Annotated in this window: 17 protein-coding genes; 13 read left to right on the forward strand and 4 right to left on the reverse strand. The window is 68.8% G+C overall.

The features are described from left to right. Nucleotides 1-131 precede the first annotated feature (131 nt). The 3 genes from tsaD (at nucleotide 132) to ACFE65_RS06275 (ending at nucleotide 2,406) form a co-directional block, all read left to right on the forward strand. On the forward strand, nucleotides 132-1,157 hold the full coding sequence (gene tsaD / locus ACFE65_RS06265; RefSeq protein ID WP_375381490.1) for a tRNA (adenosine(37)-N6)-threonylcarbamoyltransferase complex transferase subunit TsaD: 1,026 nt from the start codon (nucleotides 132-134) through the stop codon (nucleotides 1,155-1,157). Next, entirely contained in the window at nucleotides 1,154-2,143 is a 990-nt protein-coding gene (locus ACFE65_RS06270) for an NAD(P)H-dependent glycerol-3-phosphate dehydrogenase (RefSeq protein WP_375381491.1), read from the forward strand. Before tsaD ends, ACFE65_RS06270 begins: the two co-directional genes overlap by 4 nt. Before the next feature lie 71 nt (nucleotides 2,144-2,214). Beyond that, the gene (locus ACFE65_RS06275) at nucleotides 2,215-2,406 is read left to right on the forward strand and encodes a hypothetical protein (protein ID WP_375381492.1); all 192 of its coding nucleotides are present in this window, start codon (nucleotides 2,215-2,217) and stop codon (nucleotides 2,404-2,406) included. 17 nt (nucleotides 2,407-2,423) lie between these two features. On the opposite strand, the gene ACFE65_RS06280 is transcribed toward ACFE65_RS06275, so the two are convergent. The 4 genes from ACFE65_RS06280 to ACFE65_RS06295 are packed head-to-tail and all read right to left on the reverse strand — an operon-like array spanning nucleotide 2,424 to nucleotide 4,826. Beyond that, nucleotides 2,424-3,335 (reverse strand): alpha/beta fold hydrolase, encoded by a 912-nt coding sequence (locus ACFE65_RS06280; protein WP_375381493.1) that lies wholly within the window; start codon nucleotides 3,333-3,335, stop codon nucleotides 2,424-2,426. Then, a complete protein-coding gene (locus tag ACFE65_RS06285) occupies nucleotides 3,332-3,817 on the reverse strand; it encodes an NUDIX hydrolase (protein ID WP_375381494.1) in 486 nt (161 codons plus the stop codon). The genes ACFE65_RS06280 and ACFE65_RS06285 overlap by 4 nt, the downstream gene beginning before the upstream one ends. Further along, entirely contained in the window at nucleotides 3,814-4,521 is a 708-nt protein-coding gene (locus ACFE65_RS06290; protein WP_375381495.1) for a glutathione S-transferase, read from the reverse strand. The genes ACFE65_RS06285 and ACFE65_RS06290 overlap by 4 nt, the downstream gene beginning before the upstream one ends. Further along, on the reverse strand, nucleotides 4,518-4,826 hold the full coding sequence (locus tag ACFE65_RS06295) for a BolA family protein (protein WP_375381496.1): 309 nt from the start codon (nucleotides 4,824-4,826) through the stop codon (nucleotides 4,518-4,520). The genes ACFE65_RS06290 and ACFE65_RS06295 overlap by 4 nt, the downstream gene beginning before the upstream one ends. Nucleotides 4,827-4,859: 33 nt before the next feature. On the opposite strand from ACFE65_RS06295, the gene ACFE65_RS06300 reads away from it, so the two are divergent. The 10 genes from ACFE65_RS06300 to ACFE65_RS06345 all read left to right on the forward strand — a co-directional run bounded on the left by ACFE65_RS06300 (nucleotide 4,860) and on the right by ACFE65_RS06345 (nucleotide 14,012). After that, entirely contained in the window at nucleotides 4,860-5,471 is a 612-nt protein-coding gene (locus ACFE65_RS06300; protein ID WP_375381534.1) for a J domain-containing protein, read from the forward strand. A 70-nt stretch (nucleotides 5,472-5,541) separates the two neighbouring features. Beyond that, complete coding sequence (gene cobS, locus ACFE65_RS06305; RefSeq protein WP_375381497.1) at nucleotides 5,542-6,543, forward strand: cobaltochelatase subunit CobS; 1,002 nt, start codon at nucleotides 5,542-5,544, stop codon at nucleotides 6,541-6,543. Nucleotides 6,544-6,589: 46 nt separating this feature from the next. Then, nucleotides 6,590-6,868: a type II toxin-antitoxin system Phd/YefM family antitoxin gene (locus ACFE65_RS06310; RefSeq protein ID WP_375381498.1), complete on the forward strand. Its 279-nt coding sequence runs from the start codon at nucleotides 6,590-6,592 to the stop codon at nucleotides 6,866-6,868. Further along, the gene (locus tag ACFE65_RS06315) at nucleotides 6,869-7,255 is read left to right on the forward strand and encodes a type II toxin-antitoxin system VapC family toxin (protein WP_375381499.1); all 387 of its coding nucleotides are present in this window, start codon (nucleotides 6,869-6,871) and stop codon (nucleotides 7,253-7,255) included. It begins immediately after the preceding gene. Continuing rightward, on the forward strand, nucleotides 7,255-9,084 hold the full coding sequence (gene cobT / locus ACFE65_RS06320; protein ID WP_375381500.1) for a cobaltochelatase subunit CobT: 1,830 nt from the start codon (nucleotides 7,255-7,257) through the stop codon (nucleotides 9,082-9,084). The genes ACFE65_RS06315 and cobT overlap by 1 nt, the downstream gene beginning before the upstream one ends. An 11-nt stretch (nucleotides 9,085-9,095) precedes the next feature. Then, the gene (locus ACFE65_RS06325) at nucleotides 9,096-9,737 is read left to right on the forward strand and encodes a hypothetical protein (protein WP_375381501.1); all 642 of its coding nucleotides are present in this window, start codon (nucleotides 9,096-9,098) and stop codon (nucleotides 9,735-9,737) included. Continuing rightward, nucleotides 9,730-9,996: a ribbon-helix-helix domain-containing protein gene (locus ACFE65_RS06330; protein WP_375381502.1), complete on the forward strand. Its 267-nt coding sequence runs from the start codon at nucleotides 9,730-9,732 to the stop codon at nucleotides 9,994-9,996. The genes ACFE65_RS06325 and ACFE65_RS06330 overlap by 8 nt, the downstream gene beginning before the upstream one ends. Before the next feature lie 52 nt (nucleotides 9,997-10,048). Then, nucleotides 10,049-12,607, forward strand: a complete 2,559-nt coding sequence (locus ACFE65_RS06335) for a TonB-dependent receptor (RefSeq protein WP_375381503.1) — start codon at nucleotides 10,049-10,051, stop codon at nucleotides 12,605-12,607. Next, entirely contained in the window at nucleotides 12,607-13,335 is a 729-nt protein-coding gene (locus ACFE65_RS06340; protein ID WP_375381504.1) for a tetratricopeptide repeat protein, read from the forward strand. The genes ACFE65_RS06335 and ACFE65_RS06340 overlap by 1 nt, the downstream gene beginning before the upstream one ends. Beyond that, nucleotides 13,329-14,012, forward strand: coding sequence for a Fe2+-dependent dioxygenase (locus tag ACFE65_RS06345; protein ID WP_375381505.1), 684 nt, complete (start codon nucleotides 13,329-13,331; stop codon nucleotides 14,010-14,012). Before ACFE65_RS06340 ends, ACFE65_RS06345 begins: the two co-directional genes overlap by 7 nt. Nucleotides 14,013-14,032 lie beyond the last annotated feature (20 nt).

Consider the following 14,032-nt stretch of genomic DNA (forward strand, 5'->3'; position numbering starts at 1 on the left):
GCCCGTCTTCGCACGCGGTAGAAGAAAGGGCAGCCCTTCGACAAGCTCAGGGTGAGCGGTAGGGATGGGGCTAAAGAGTGGACGATCGGAAACGGGGGACATGCGCCTGTCGAGAGGTTAGGGGGAGGGCCATGCTGATCCTCGGCCTTGAATCCTCGTGTGACGAGACGGCCGCCGCGCTCGTCACCGGTAACCGGCTTGTCCTCGCGCACCGTCTGCTCGGCCAGGAGGCCGCGCATGCGCCGTTCGGCGGCGTAGTGCCGGAGATCGCGGCGCGCGCGCATGTCGAGGCTCTGGAGCCGCTCGTCGCCGCGGCGCTGGCGGACGCGGGCGTCACGCTGGCCGATATCAATGCGGTCGCGGCGACCGCCGGGCCGGGGCTGATCGGCGGCGTCATGGTGGGGCTCGTCACCGGCAAGGCGCTCGCGCATGCCGCCGGCAAGCCGCTGGTCGCGGTCAACCATCTGGAGGGCCATGCGCTGAGCCCGCGGCTGTCGGACCCGGACCTCGCCTTCCCCTATCTGCTGCTGCTGGTGTCGGGTGGCCATTGCCAGTTGCTGCTGGTGGCGGGAGTCGCGCGCTATCGCCGGCTCGCTACCACGATCGACGATGCGGCGGGGGAGGCGTTCGACAAGACGGCGAAGCTCCTCGGTCTCGGCTATCCCGGCGGGCCAGCGGTCGAACGTGCGGCGCTTGAAGGAAACGCCCGCGCCGTGCCGTTGCCGCGGCCGCTGGTGGGATCGGCCGAGCCGCATTTCTCGTTCGCAGGCCTCAAGAGCGCGGTCGCACGCGCTGCCGGCGACTACGCCGTCGCCGATCTCGCCGCGTCGTTCCAGGCGGCGGCCGTGGATTGTTTGGTCGATCGCACTCGCCGCGCATTGACGAAAGCCGGCGCCGTCACCGCGCTGGTCGTCGCGGGAGGCGTCGCCGCCAACGGTGCGGTCCGGGCGGCTATGGCGGGGCTGGCCCAAGAGCACGGACTGCGCTTCGTCGCGCCGCCGCTGTGGCTGTGTACCGACAATGCGGCGATGATCGCCTGGGCCGGGGCGGAGCGGTTCGCCGCCGGGCTGACCGATCCGCTCGACGTGCCGGCCCGCCCGCGCTGGCCGCTCGACCCGGCGGCGGAGGCGGTGCGCGGGGCGGGGGTGAAGGCGTGATTGGCGTCCTGGGCGCCGGCGCCTGGGGGACCGCGCTCGCGCAGCTCCTCGCGGCGCACCATCCGGTCACGCTGTGGGCGCGAGATCCCGCCCTGGCGGCGGCGATCGGCGAGACGCGCGAGAATGCAGCCTATCTGCCAGGCGTCACGCTCTCCCGGCGCATCCATGTCACGTCCGAGCTGGCGTTCGCGGCGGATGCACTGCTGGCCGTCGTCCCTGCGCAGCATCTCGGCGCCGTGCTGGCGAGCCTGCCGCGCGGAGGTACGCCACTGATCCTCTGCGCCAAGGGTATCGAGGCGGGCAGCCACCGGCTGATGCACGAGGTCGCCGCCGCCGCCTGCCCCGACCGGCCGATCGCCGTCCTGTCCGGGCCGACGTTCGCAGGCGAGGTGGCACGCGGACTGCCGACCGCCGCGACCGTCGCGCATGGCGATCTCGCGGTCGCCGAGCGGCTGGCGGCGCTGTTCGCGGGATCGACCTTGCGGCCTTACACCTCCACCGACGTCATCGGCGCGGAGATCGGCGGGGCGGTGAAGAACGTGCTCGCCATCGCATGCGGCGTGGCGGAGGGCGCAGGGTTGGGGAGCAACGCGCGCGCGGCGCTGATCGCGCGGGGGTTCGCCGAGATGAGCCGCTTCGGCCTCGCGCGCGGTGCGCGGGTGGAGACCCTGGCCGGCCTTGCGGGCCTGGGCGACCTCGTCCTCACCTGCTCTTCCGTCCAGTCGCGCAACTTCTCGCTCGGCGTCGGCATCGGTCGCGGCGAGCGCGCGGCCGACCTGCTCGCCAATCGACGAACAGTGGCGGAGGGCGCGGCGACGGCGCCCGTTCTCCTGTCCGCGGCGGCGGCGGCGGGCGTGGAGATGCCGGTCACGGCGGCCGTGTGCCGGTTGCTGGCCGGCGAAGAGGCCCGTGCGATCGTCCGCGCCCTGCTCGCGCGTCCGTTGAGGGGAGAGGATGATGCGTTGGAACGTGAACGGGACAGGTGACGGCGCGGCCGATCCCGCCTAGACAGGGGCCACGTAATAGAAACAATTGTTCGTTTTCCAGGGAGTGCCCGATGGCTCAAGGCCTCAATCTGCTCGAGCGTGCCTTTCAACTTGCCCGCGACGGCGAATGCTCGACGATTGCCGAAATCACCAAGGTGCTGAAGACCGAGGATTACAACGGCGTCGACGCGCAGCTTCAGGGCCCGAGCTTGCGCGGCCAGCTGCGACAGCTCTGTATGGTGGCACGCCGAACCCAGGCCTGAGGGCCGGCGCGCGCCGGCTACCGGGCGGTCGGTACCGTTCGCTCCAGCCAGGTCCGCAGCGCGGCGGTGACGCGATCGGGCGCCTCCCATGGCGCGAAGTGGCCGACGCCGTCGAGTCGTTCCAACGTCAGGTCCGGCACAAGCGCCGTCAGCCCGTCGAGATTGGGGCCGGGCGGCAGGGCCTTGTCGTCCATCCCCCAAATCACCAGCGTCCGCTGCGTCACCGGCGGGAACGGCGCGTCGAGGAAGGCGGGACGGGGCGGTTGCTCGCCGGGAGCGGGAACGATCACCTGGCTTGCGCGGTACCAGTTGAGCATCGCCGTCATCGCGCCGGGCTGGCTCCATTCGTCGAGATACGCCGCCTTATCCTCGCCGACGATCGCCGTCGCGACGTGCTGCGTAAAGGTCGAGGAGAAGATGCGCTCGAGCCCCGCGCCCGTCACTCCTCCATCGAGCGACGTCTTGCGAAGGCGCGTGATATACTGGCTGGCGGCGCGCTGGATCGGATCGTCGAACAGCGCGCGCTGGAAGAGGTACGGGTGCGGCGCGTTGACGATCGCCAGCCGCTCCACCCGGTCGGGCCGGCCCAGCGCCGCCATCCACGCGATCGCGCCGCCCCAGTCGTGTCCCACCAGCGTGAACCGGGTGAGCCCGAGATGGTCCGCCAGTGCCATGACGTCGCCGACGACCCTGTCCGGCGCATAGGTCGCGACGCCGTCGGGCTTGGACGAACGCGCATAGCCGCGCTGGTCGGGTGCGATCACATAATGGTCGGTCGCGAGCGCTGGTATCTGGTGTCGCCACGTTCGGTGCGACTCAGGGAAGCCGTGCAGCAGGATGATGGGAGGTCTGGCCGGATCACCCGCGAGCGCGACGTCGAGCTCGACGCCGGTGGGCAGCGCGATACGGGTCAACGGCATCGGCTTCATCCGCTCTCTCCCTCGTCCGCGCCGCTCGTCTGCGCCAGCATCGCCGCCAGGTCGACAGGGTAGATGGCGCCGTCCGCGTCGGGATCGTGTGCGGCCAGCTCGGTCGGGGTGAACCAGCGCCACTGCGTCATCACGCGGCGTTCGAGCTCCGTATGGCCCGCGGGATCGACCTTCGCGGCGGTCACGTCGATGCGGAAATAGCGTTCGTCGGCGGTGACGGGAACGCCCTCGACCGACACGAAGTCGACCAGCCGCCGCGCGACCTCCGGCCCCGGATCGGCTTCGATCCCGGTCTCCTCGCGTAGCTCGCGCCGTGCGGCCTGCGGATAGCTCTCGCCCGGATCGAGCGCACCACCCGGCGTCACCCAGAACGGTGCGCGACCCGGCACCACGAACCGGAACAGCAGCACGCGGGCCGCGGCATCGACCAGGAGGATGCGCGCCGCCGGACGCGGCGTGCGGGCCGGCGCGGCGTCCGTCACTCGCCGTCGAGTTCGGGATAGTGGCGGAAGATGCCGTCCTCGTTGAACGCCTGCCGCCGTCCGCTCGCGAGATAGGCGCGGATGCCCGGCAGCTCGGCGACCTTGTCCCGCACGGCGATCAACGCCGGATACTCATGCTCGATCGCCGCCATCCGGCGCGGGAACATGTAGCGCAGACCCTCCACCAGCTGGAAAAGCGAGGTGTCGACAGGGGTCCAGCGGTCATCGATCACCCAGTGTCCGGGGCTGGTGCTGATCGCATCGTCGAAATAGCCCAGGAACTTGGCCATGCGCGTCTCGCGGAACTGCTCGGCCGCGCGTGCCGCCTCCGGCTTCTGCTCGTCGTAATAGGCGCCGGGATCCACGGGGTGATGGACGTCGTGCACCTCTGCCACCATGTCGGTGACCGTCAATTGAAGCTGGTCGATCCAGCAGCGGTCGGCGATGCCGCTGGGCACCAGATCATGCTGCTCACCCAGATAGGCGAGGATGTTCGCGACCTGCGCGATCGTGACGCCGTCAGCTTCCAGATAGGGCGGCGCGAACGGCGCCCGGGCGCTGCGCGACGCCATGTCGGCAAGGAGCGCCTGCGCATCGCGGGTCTGCGCGCAGTCCTCGTACGCGATGCCGGCCGCCTCGAGCGTCAGCCGCACGAACTCGCCGCGTCCCGGGAGGCCGGGCCAGTACCAGAGCCGATAGCTCATGCGGCTTCTCCAGGCGCGCGGGCGCGGATCGCGAGCGCATGGATGTGGCCGTCGAGCAGGTCGGCCAGGGACCGGTTGACCAGCCGCTGGCGCGCAACCCGCGAGAGCTTCGCGAACGAGGGCGCCTCGATCTCGACCCGGAAGTGGGACTCGCCCGAGCCGTCATCGCCGCGGTGCCCGGCGTGAGACGCGCTTTCGTTGACGACCACGAGCGACGTCGGCGTGAGATCGGCCGCCAGACGCTGCCGGATCGCCGCCTCGACGGGGCCGACCGGGGTCGAAAGGGCGGTGGCGGGATCGGGCATGTCGCCTATATCCTTCGTTTGGCGTGAGAGGGCCTGGTGGCACGGACGGACAGGAAGGAACGACCGGTTAGCCGGTTTCACGGCCGGGTAGAAGGGAACGATCGCCCCTGTTCGGCGGCGGGATGCCGTGAGCCGGGCGAGTTCCGGGCGCCGCCACTGGAGGGCGCGGCCGTCGGCGGCGATCGTGGGCCGCCCGCCTTCCGCTGGTTCTGCCTCGACCATGTCCGCGCGTTCAACGCCGGCTACAATTTCTTCGACGGCATGACGTCCGACGAGATCTATCGCGCGCAGAGCCCGATCGCCGGCTGGGAGCGCGAGTCGCGCGCGTTCACGGCGGCGGGCGGCGATCGCCAGCCGCGCTGGGCGGACTTCGCCGACCCGCTCGACGCCATCGCCGCCCGTTATCGCCGCGAACCGGCAGCCGACCGTCCCGACGGCAAGCCGCTGTCGGGGCAGGATCGCGCGAGCCTGAAGGTGCTGGATCTCGCCGCCGACTCGGACCGATCGATGCTGCGCCGCCGTTACAGCGAGCTCGTCCGCCGCTATCACCCCGATCGCAACGGTGGCGACCGGAGCCACGAGGCGGAACTGCAAAAGGTCATCGCCGCCTATCAGCAGCTTCGTCAGGCTCCCGCGTTCGCCTGATGATATCCGGCTCCGCGATTTACGCCCAACGCGGCTTGGCCCGGCGGCGATGACGCAATACGAGGCCCGGATGACCGATCTTCCCGCGACCCTCGATACCGGCACCACCACCATCCTCGACGCACCAGACAAGATGGTGGGCGTACGGGACCTGTTCGGGCTCGACCTCGACATGCAGGTCCCCGCGTTCAGCGTGGCGGACGAGCGCGTGCCCGATCTGGACCCCGCCTACGTGTTCGATCCCGACACCACGCTCGCGGTGCTGGCGGGGTTCGCACACAACCGGCGGGTGATGGTCCAGGGTTATCACGGCACCGGCAAGTCGACGCATATCGAACAGGTGGCGGCGCGGCTGAAATGGCCGTGCATCCGCATCAACCTCGACGCGCACATCAGCCGCATCGACCTCGTCGGACGCGACGCGATCGTGCTGCGCGATGGTCAGCAGGTGACGGAGTTCCGCGAGGGCCTGCTTCCCTGGGCGCTGCAGACGCCGACCGCGCTCGTGTTCGACGAATATGACGCGGGCCGCCCGGACGTGATGTTCGTGATCCAGCGCGTGCTGGAGACGGAGGGCAAGCTGACATTGCTCGACCAGAACCGCGTCATCCGGCCGAGCCCCTGGTTCCGGCTGTTCGCGACCGCCAACACGGTGGGCCTGGGCGATACCAGCGGGCTGTATCACGGCACGCAGCAGATCAACCAGGGCCAGATGGACCGCTGGAACATCGTCGTCACGCTCAACTACCTGCCCGCCGCCGTCGAGGCCAGGATCGTCCTCGCCAAGTCGGGCGAGTATGACAAGCCCGAGGGCAAGAAACAGGTCGACCAGATGGTGAAGGTCGCCGACCTGACCCGCAAGGGGTTCATGAACGGCGACATCTCGACGGTGATGAGCCCGCGCACCGTCATCACCTGGGCGCAGAACACGCTGATCTTCGGCGATCCCGGCTTCGCCTTCCGCCTGTCCTTCCTCAACAAGTGCGACGAGGCGGAGCGGTCGCTGGTGGCGGAATATTATCAGCGCGTGTTCGGCAAGGATTTGCCGGAGAGCGTGGTGGGTCAGGCTTGAAGGGTCGGGTGGACTAAGGTAGTTAGTCCATCATAGGAGATGTGCGATGGCTGAAGCCGATCCGCAGCAGACGTTCAACGTGCACGAGGCGAAGACGCATTTTTCGCGGCTGATTGATCGGGCGCACGCGGGCGAGGAGATCATCGTCGCCAAGGCCGGAGTACCATACGCCAAGCTCGTGCCGGTCGGGTTCTCGGAACCGGCTCTCCGTCGGTCGGGAGGCCTGACGGTGACCGGACCGATTGACTGGGACACGTTCCATGAGCCGCTTCCTGAAGAGGATCTGTCGTTCATCGACGACCGGCCCGAAGCCGAGCGGCGTTGAGTGAGATACCTGCTTGATACGGTAGCGGCGCTGATGTGGTGGACGGACGCCGATCGATTGGGCCGGGGTGCCCGAGAGCTGATCGCCGGGCGTGACGCTCCCATGCACTTCAGTGCGATCAGCGTGTGGGAGATCGCGAACAAGAATAGGCTCGGCAAGCTGCCCCAGATCGCGCGGTTCGCGACGGAGCAGCCGGCGCTCGTACGGCAGAACGGCTTTCGAATGCTGGATCTCACCAGCGATCATGCGCTGCGGGCAGGCTATCTGCCCGGCGCGCATCGCGACCCGTTCGACCGGCTGCTGGCTGGACAGGCACTAGTCGAGGACATGACGGTGTTGACCAACGATCCCGAGATCGCCGCGTTCGGCTGCAAGGTCTTTTGGTAATGCCCAACGAAACCCCCCTAGACCGGTTCAAGGCCGTCCTCGCCGGCACCGCGCGCGCGATTTCCGCGGAGCCGGAGGTGGAGCTTGCTTATACCGCCGACACGCCGGTGCAGTCGGGCAAGCATCTGAAGGTGCCGATGCCCGCGCGCCAGTTGCCCGCCGCGCAGGTGGCGGAGGCGCGTGGGTTCGCCGACGGGTTCGCGCTGCGGCTCCGGCATCATGACATCGCTCTTCATGCGCGCGCCGCGCCGGGCGAGGCGGTGGCGCGGTCGGTGTTCGACGCGATCGAGGGCGCGCGCGTCGAGGCGCTGGGCAGCCGTGGCTATGCGGGGATCACCGACAATCTGGCGGTCGCGCTCGACGTCCGCCTCCGCTCCGACCCGATCACGCGGGCGCGGGGACGGGACGAGGTGCCGCTGTCCACGGCGCTCGCGCTGATCGTGCGCGAACGGCTGACCGGCGAGGCGCCCCCGGCCGCGACGACGATGGGCGTGGCGCTGGTGCGCGAGTGGGTGGAGGAGAAGGCCGGCGCCGACCTCGACGCGCTGGCGCTCGCGATCGATGACCAGCGCGCGTTCCAGGGGCTCGCCACCCGCCTGCTGGAGGACTTGGAACTCGTCGAGGGCGAGATGCTGCCCGACGAGGCCGATGACGGCGGCGAGGACCAGGAGGGCAGCGACGACCAGCCAGAGGATCAAGGCGAGGAAGGACAGGATCAGGGCGCCGAGGGCGAGGCGCAGGTCGAGGCGCGCGGCGAGCAGACGCAAGGCGAGGAACAGGACGGCGAGTCGAGCGAGCAGGGTGAGCAAGGCCCCGACGATCTCGACGGTGAACCCGGCGATGAGGGCGACGAGGGGATGCAGCCGACGCGCCCCAACCGACCGCCCGCCGACGTTGGGCCGCAGTTCGACTACAAGCCCTGGACGACGCGCTTCGACGAGGTCGTGTCAGCGACCGATCTCGCGGAGGCGGACGAACTGGCGCGGCTGCGCTCGTATCTCGACCAGCAGCTCGTCCATCTGCAATCGACGGTGTCGAAGCTCGCCAACCGGCTTCAGCGGCGATTGATGGCGCAGCAGAACCGCACCTGGGACTTCGACCAGGAGGAGGGCATGCTCGACGCCGCCCGGCTGGCGCGCGTCGTCACCAGCCCGGGCCAGTCGCTGAGCTACAAGATCGAGCGCGAGACGGACTTTCGCGACACGGTCGTGACGCTGCTGATCGACAATTCGGGATCGATGCGCGGGCGGCCGATCTCGATCGCGGCGATCAGTGCGGACATCCTCGCGCGCACGTTGGAGCGGTGCGGGGTCAAGACCGAGATCCTGGGCTTCACCACCCGCGCTTGGAAGGGCGGGCAGTCGCGCGAGGCGTGGCTCGCCGCGGGACGCCCGCCGCAGCCGGGCCGGCTGAACGACGTTCGGCATATCATCTACAAGAAGGCGGACGAGCCGTGGCGGCGCGCGCGGACCAACCTTGGCCTGATGATGCGCGAGGGGCTGCTGAAGGAGAATATCGACGGCGAGGCGCTGCTATGGGCGCACAGCCGACTGATGGCGCGGCCGGAGGAGCGGCGCATCCTGATGGTGATCTCCGACGGCGCGCCGGTGGACGATTCGACGCTGTCGGTGAACTCGGGCTCGTATCTGGAACGGCATCTGCGTCAGGTGATCGGCTGGATTGAGGGCAAGTCGCCGGTCGAGCTGGTTGCGATCGGCATCGGCCACGACGTCACCCGCTATTACGCGCGCGCGGTAACGATCATGGACGCCGAGCAACTGGGCGGCACGATCATCGAGCAGCTGGCGGCGCTGTTCGACACGGAGTGAGGGAGGCGGGCATGAGCGGGTGGCGTCTGGTACTTGGCGTAGCGATGTTCGGGCTGACCGGCGCGGCTCGGCCGATGTCGCCGCCGCCGACGATTACCGACGTCCATGCCATTACGCTGCACGGCGGGGTTAATCGCGTTCCCGGCTTCTTGCCCGGCGGCGGCGCGGCGACGATCGTCCAGGCTTGGCGTGATAATGGAAATGCGCATGGCTACTACGTCTGGATGGTGGTGGGCGATGTCGAAAAGTACGGACAGGCACCGTTGGTGATTTTCGAAGGCGAAACGCTGGACCCGGCCGATAGCACGGTCAGCGCCAGTCCGTTTGACGGCGAGCGGGTGACGGACGACGTCCGTTTCGCGACCGTGCGCATCGCCGGCAAGCCGGCGTCGCTGGCGATCAGAGCCGATCTCGACGAGGCCCCGAGCGGTGTCACCGCCGATCACGCGACAGCGACGATCCGGTGGTATAGGCTCGTGCATCGCGATGACGATATTGGCGAGGCACCGAACGCGTTTGTGGAGATTGGGTCGCTCCGCACGACGAAACGCTACTGCAATGTCGATCTCGCGCTCCGCGACACGGCAAACATCCCGCTACCGCTCGATTTCGCCGGCGCCAACCGCGCCGACGGCTGCTTTCCCGGTGGCTGAGATCATATCGCCCCGCGGCGGGTTCGCGGGGCCGGTGAAGCGCTCGGTCACCATCGCCGGTCACGAGACTTCCATCAGTCTGGAGCCGGTGTTCTGGAGCGCGTTGGAACGTGCGGCTCAGGTCCATGCCCTGCCGCTCAACGCACTCGTCGCCGAGATCGACGCGCTCCGCATCCAAGCCGATCGGCCTCCCAACCTGGCCAGTGCGCTGCGGACGTGGTTGCTTGAGATCAACACGATTGAGAACAACTCGCATTAGCGTTGACACTGCAAACGACTCTCAATAGCTGCAGCCCCGAAAGGGGTTCCGTTTGTCCATCTCCACTTCTACCCGGCCGCGCCGTGCCGCGCCGGCGTTCCTCGCCTTGTCCTGTGTCGGGAGCTTCGCGACCGCCGCTACCGCCGACCCGCTCGTCGGCACCGGTTCAGTCGATCCGGCGCCCACGCCCGATCCGATCGAGGACGGCCCGGGCAAGCGCGACGACGTGGTCGTCAACGGCGTCCGTGAGCAGAACCACGATCCCAAACAGACCGCGCCCTTAATCAACACGCCGCGATCGATCCTGGTGCTCGACAAGACCGTGATCGAGCAGACCGGCTCGAACAGCCTACAGGATGCGCTTCGTACCGTGCCCGGCATCACCTTCGGCGCGGCCGAGGGCGGCAACCCCATCGGCGACCGTCCCTTCATCCGCGGGTTCGACAGCCAGGGCAGCATCTATGTCGACGGGGTCCGTGATCTCGCGTCCCAGACCCGCGAGGTGTTCGCCACCGAGTCGGTGCAGATCGTCCGAGGATCGGACTCGACGCTGGGTGGCCGCGGATCGGCGGGCGGCACGATCAACATCATCTCCAAGCTGCCGGAGGCGCAGGATTTCGGCTCGGTGACCGGCAGCTTCGGCAACGCCAGCTACAAGCGCGTGACGGGCGACCTCAACCTCAAGATCACAGACAACGTCGCCTTCCGGATCGAGGGGCTGTGGCATGACCAGGACGTAGCCGGACGGGATTACGTCTATCAACGTCGCTGGGGCGTCGCGCCGTCGGTCACGATCGGGCTCGGCACGCCGACCCGGCTGACCATCGGATACTACCGCCTCGAAAGCCACGAGCTGCCGGACAGTGGGCTGCCGTACAGATATGTCTGCTCGGCGACGCTCTGCAATGCGCCGACGACCGGCAACGTGTTGTCGCAGCCGGTGCTCGGGCCCTTCACGACGCTGAACGGCCAGACGGGCACGGTCGCACGCTCGACCTTCTACGGCCTGACCGATCGAGACTTCCGCAACGCGACGAGCAATCAGGCGACGGTGAGGGTGGAGCATGATTTCGGCAGCGTCACGCTCCGCAACACCGCGCGTTACAGCCGGGACGATCAGTCCTACATCTACACCCAACCCGATGATTCGAACGGCGACGTGTACGGCATCTCGACGATCGCGCCGGGCACGGTCGACAAGGCGGACGGCGGTGTGGAGCAGGTCGGCGGAGGCTATGTCTGGCGGCGCGCCAACACGCGCTACAGCTATGACGAGAGCATCATCGACCAGACCGATCTGTACGGCAGCTTCAACACCGGCGGCATCAAGCACAGTTTCGCGGCGGGAACCGAGTTCTCCTGGGAGAAGGATCGTCGCGGCGCCTACATCCTGGCCACCGGGTCCACGATCAGCCCGCGCTGCGACAGCACCACGATCGCGCGTTACTACTGCACCAGCCTGTTCAACCCGAACCCTAACGATCCGTTCGTCAACTACGCCGGCGACACGTCGACGACGCCGGCGCCGATCGTGAAGGGTCTGCCCAGCAGCGAGACGCAGAACGACGCCGACACGCAGTCGATCTATGGCTTCGACTCCATCACGCTGATGCCAGCGGTGGTCGTCAACGTCGGCTTGCGGTACGACCGGTTCCACTCGACGCTGACGCCGCCGACGTCGACTGGCCTCACGCCGGCGCCCGCGGGGGTGTATCCGGTCACGGTGTCGCGCACCGACCGGCTGTTCAACTATCAGCTCGGTCTGGTCGTCAAGCCGACGCACGAGACGAGCGTCTATGCGAGCTACGCGACCGCTGCGACGCCGCCGAACAGCCTGCTGGGCGAAGGGCGCGAGGACAATGCGTTGCCGACCTCCACGACCACGGCCGCGGGAGCGCTCGACCAGCTGAAGGTGCAGAAGACGCAGTCCTACGAGGTCGGCGCGAAGGCGAGCGTCTTCCACGAGAAACTGGCGCTGGCGGCGGCCGCGTTCCAGACCGACACGCAGAACGCGCGGGTGACGATCGATGCAAACACCGTCGCTTATCTCGGCAAGACGCGGGTACGTGGGCTGGAGCTGACAGCGAGCGGGGCGATATTGCCCGGTTGGACGATCTTCGGCGGCTATACCTACCTCGATCCGATCGTGACCGACGGCGGCAACTCGGCGCTGACCGCCGCAGCGGTCGGTGCTCAGCCCGCACAGGTGGTCTACGTGTCGTCGGTCAACACCGGCAAGCAGGTCCCGTCGACCGTCCGGAACAGCTTCACCGCCACCACCAACGTGACGATCCGCAAGCGTTTCCAGATCGGCGCCAGCGTGATCCACAACGACCGGCAATATGGTGGGTACGCCGACAATCGCGTCGCGACCCAGAACGCGGCCGGCGTGGTGACGGTGACCCCGGCGACGGTGGTGCTGTACCGCGAGGTGCCGGGCTACTGGCGCTTCGACGCACGGGCGAGCATCGATCTGACGCGCAACATCGTCCTGAGCGTCAACGCGCAGAACCTGACCGACAAGGCCTATTTCAGCCAGGCCTATGCCAGCCATTATGCGACGATCGCGGCCGGGCGCACGGTGTTCGGCACGGTGGCGCTGAAGTTCTGATGACCCGCGACGAGCTCGACGCCCTATCGCCGGACGAGGTCAAGGCGCGGCTGGCGGCGCCGAACCGGGCGGCGTTCATCCGCGCGGCGGCGCGCGCCGGGCAGGCGGATGCGCAGGCGGTCTATGGCCAGATGCTCCTCGACGGGCGGGAGGTGCCCCGCGACGAGGCGGCCGCGTTCGGCTGGTTCCGTCGGGCCGCGGCGCAGCAGCATCTGATGGCGCTCAACATGGTCGGCCGCTGCTATGACCTGGGGCAGGGCACGGCTGTCGAGAAGGCGCGCGCGGCGGAGTGCTTCCGCGTCGCTGCCGCGCGCGGTCTGCCAGAAGCGATGTACAACTACGCGACATCGCTGACGCTTGGCGACGGCGTAGCCGAGGATCGCCCGGCGGCGCTCGCCTGGCTGGAGCGGGCGGCGGAGCGGGGCTTCGCCAAGGCGCTGAACTTCGTCGGCCAGTTTCACGAGGATGGCTGGGTGGTGGAGCGCGACATGGCGCAGGCGGCGGACTGCTATGCACGGGCGGCGGAAGCGGGCGATTTCCGCGCGATGTTCAACCATGCCCGCCTGCTCGCGTCGGCGGGCGAGCGGCACGGGGCGCTGGCATGGCTGCGTTGTGCCGGCGCGGCCGGGAACCCGCGGTTCGTAGGGAAGGCGGCCGCGTGGCTCGCTGCCTCGACGCTGGGGGCGGATGGCGTGGCCGCGTTGCAGGAGGGCGCGCGCCGATGCTGATCGCGGTTCCCGACCTGCTCGATGCCGCCACGCTCACGCGGGTCCGCGCGCTGGTCGATGCCGGGCCGTGGGCGGACGGGAACGCCACCTCCGGCCACCAGTCCGCGCTCGCCAAGCGCAACGAGCAGTTGCCGGAGGACTCCGCGGCCGCGCGCGAGGCGGGCGGGATTGTGCTCGACGCGCTCGCCGCCGCGCCGCTGTTCGTCGCCGCCGCGCTGCCGCTCAAGGTCTTCCCGCCGTTGTTCAGCCGCTACGCCGGCGGCGACGCGTTCGGCACGCATGTCGACAATGCGATCCGCATCCGCCGCGGCAGCGACTTCCGCATCCGCAGCGACCTGTCGGCGACGCTGTTCCTGGAGGATCCGGCCGCGTACGACGGCGGCGAGCTGGTGATCGAGGACCGGTTCGGCGAACGCGCGGTGAAGCTGCCGGCCGGCCACATGGTGCTGTATCCCGCCACCAGCCTGCACCGCGTCGCCTCCGTCACGCACGGGGTGCGGACGGCGTGCTTCTTCTGGGTACAGTCGATGGTGCGCGACGAGGCGCGGCGCAGGACGCTGTTCGATCTGGACGGCGCGGTGCAGGACGTCGCCGGGCGCTCAGGCCATGACGATCCGGCTGCCATCGCGCTGACCGGCGTCTATCATAACCTGCTGCGGATGTGGGGCGAGGCATGACCGCCGTGGCACGAGAGGAC

Source organism: uncultured Sphingomonas sp., from assembly GCF_964237335.1.
Taxonomy (GTDB): Bacteria; Pseudomonadota; Alphaproteobacteria; order Sphingomonadales; family Sphingomonadaceae; genus Sphingomonas.

Bases quoted from the DNA above. Each gene is read 5' to 3' on its own strand.
- ACFE65_RS06275 (WP_375381492.1), top strand. From the start codon at position 2,215: ATGGCTCAAGGCCTCAATCTGCTCGAGCGTGCCTTTCAACTTGCCCGC.
- ACFE65_RS06280 (WP_375381493.1), bottom strand. From the start codon at position 3,335: ATGAAGCCGATGCCGTTGACCCGTATCGCGCTGCCCACCGGCGTCGAG.
- ACFE65_RS06295 (WP_375381496.1), bottom strand. From the start codon at position 4,826: ATGCCCGATCCCGCCACCGCCCTTTCGACCCCGGTCGGCCCCGTCGAG.
- tsaD (WP_375381490.1), top strand. From the start codon at position 132: ATGCTGATCCTCGGCCTTGAATCCTCGTGTGACGAGACGGCCGCCGCG.
- cobS (WP_375381497.1), top strand. From the start codon at position 5,542: ATGACCGATCTTCCCGCGACCCTCGATACCGGCACCACCACCATCCTC.
- ACFE65_RS06345 (WP_375381505.1), top strand. From the start codon at position 13,329: ATGCTGATCGCGGTTCCCGACCTGCTCGATGCCGCCACGCTCACGCGG.
- ACFE65_RS06290 (WP_375381495.1), bottom strand. From the start codon at position 4,521: ATGAGCTATCGGCTCTGGTACTGGCCCGGCCTCCCGGGACGCGGCGAG.
- ACFE65_RS06340 (WP_375381504.1), top strand. From the start codon at position 12,607: ATGACCCGCGACGAGCTCGACGCCCTATCGCCGGACGAGGTCAAGGCG.
- ACFE65_RS06310 (WP_375381498.1), top strand. From the start codon at position 6,590: ATGGCTGAAGCCGATCCGCAGCAGACGTTCAACGTGCACGAGGCGAAG.
- cobT (WP_375381500.1), top strand. From the start codon at position 7,255: ATGCCCAACGAAACCCCCCTAGACCGGTTCAAGGCCGTCCTCGCCGGC.
- ACFE65_RS06325 (WP_375381501.1), top strand. From the start codon at position 9,096: ATGAGCGGGTGGCGTCTGGTACTTGGCGTAGCGATGTTCGGGCTGACC.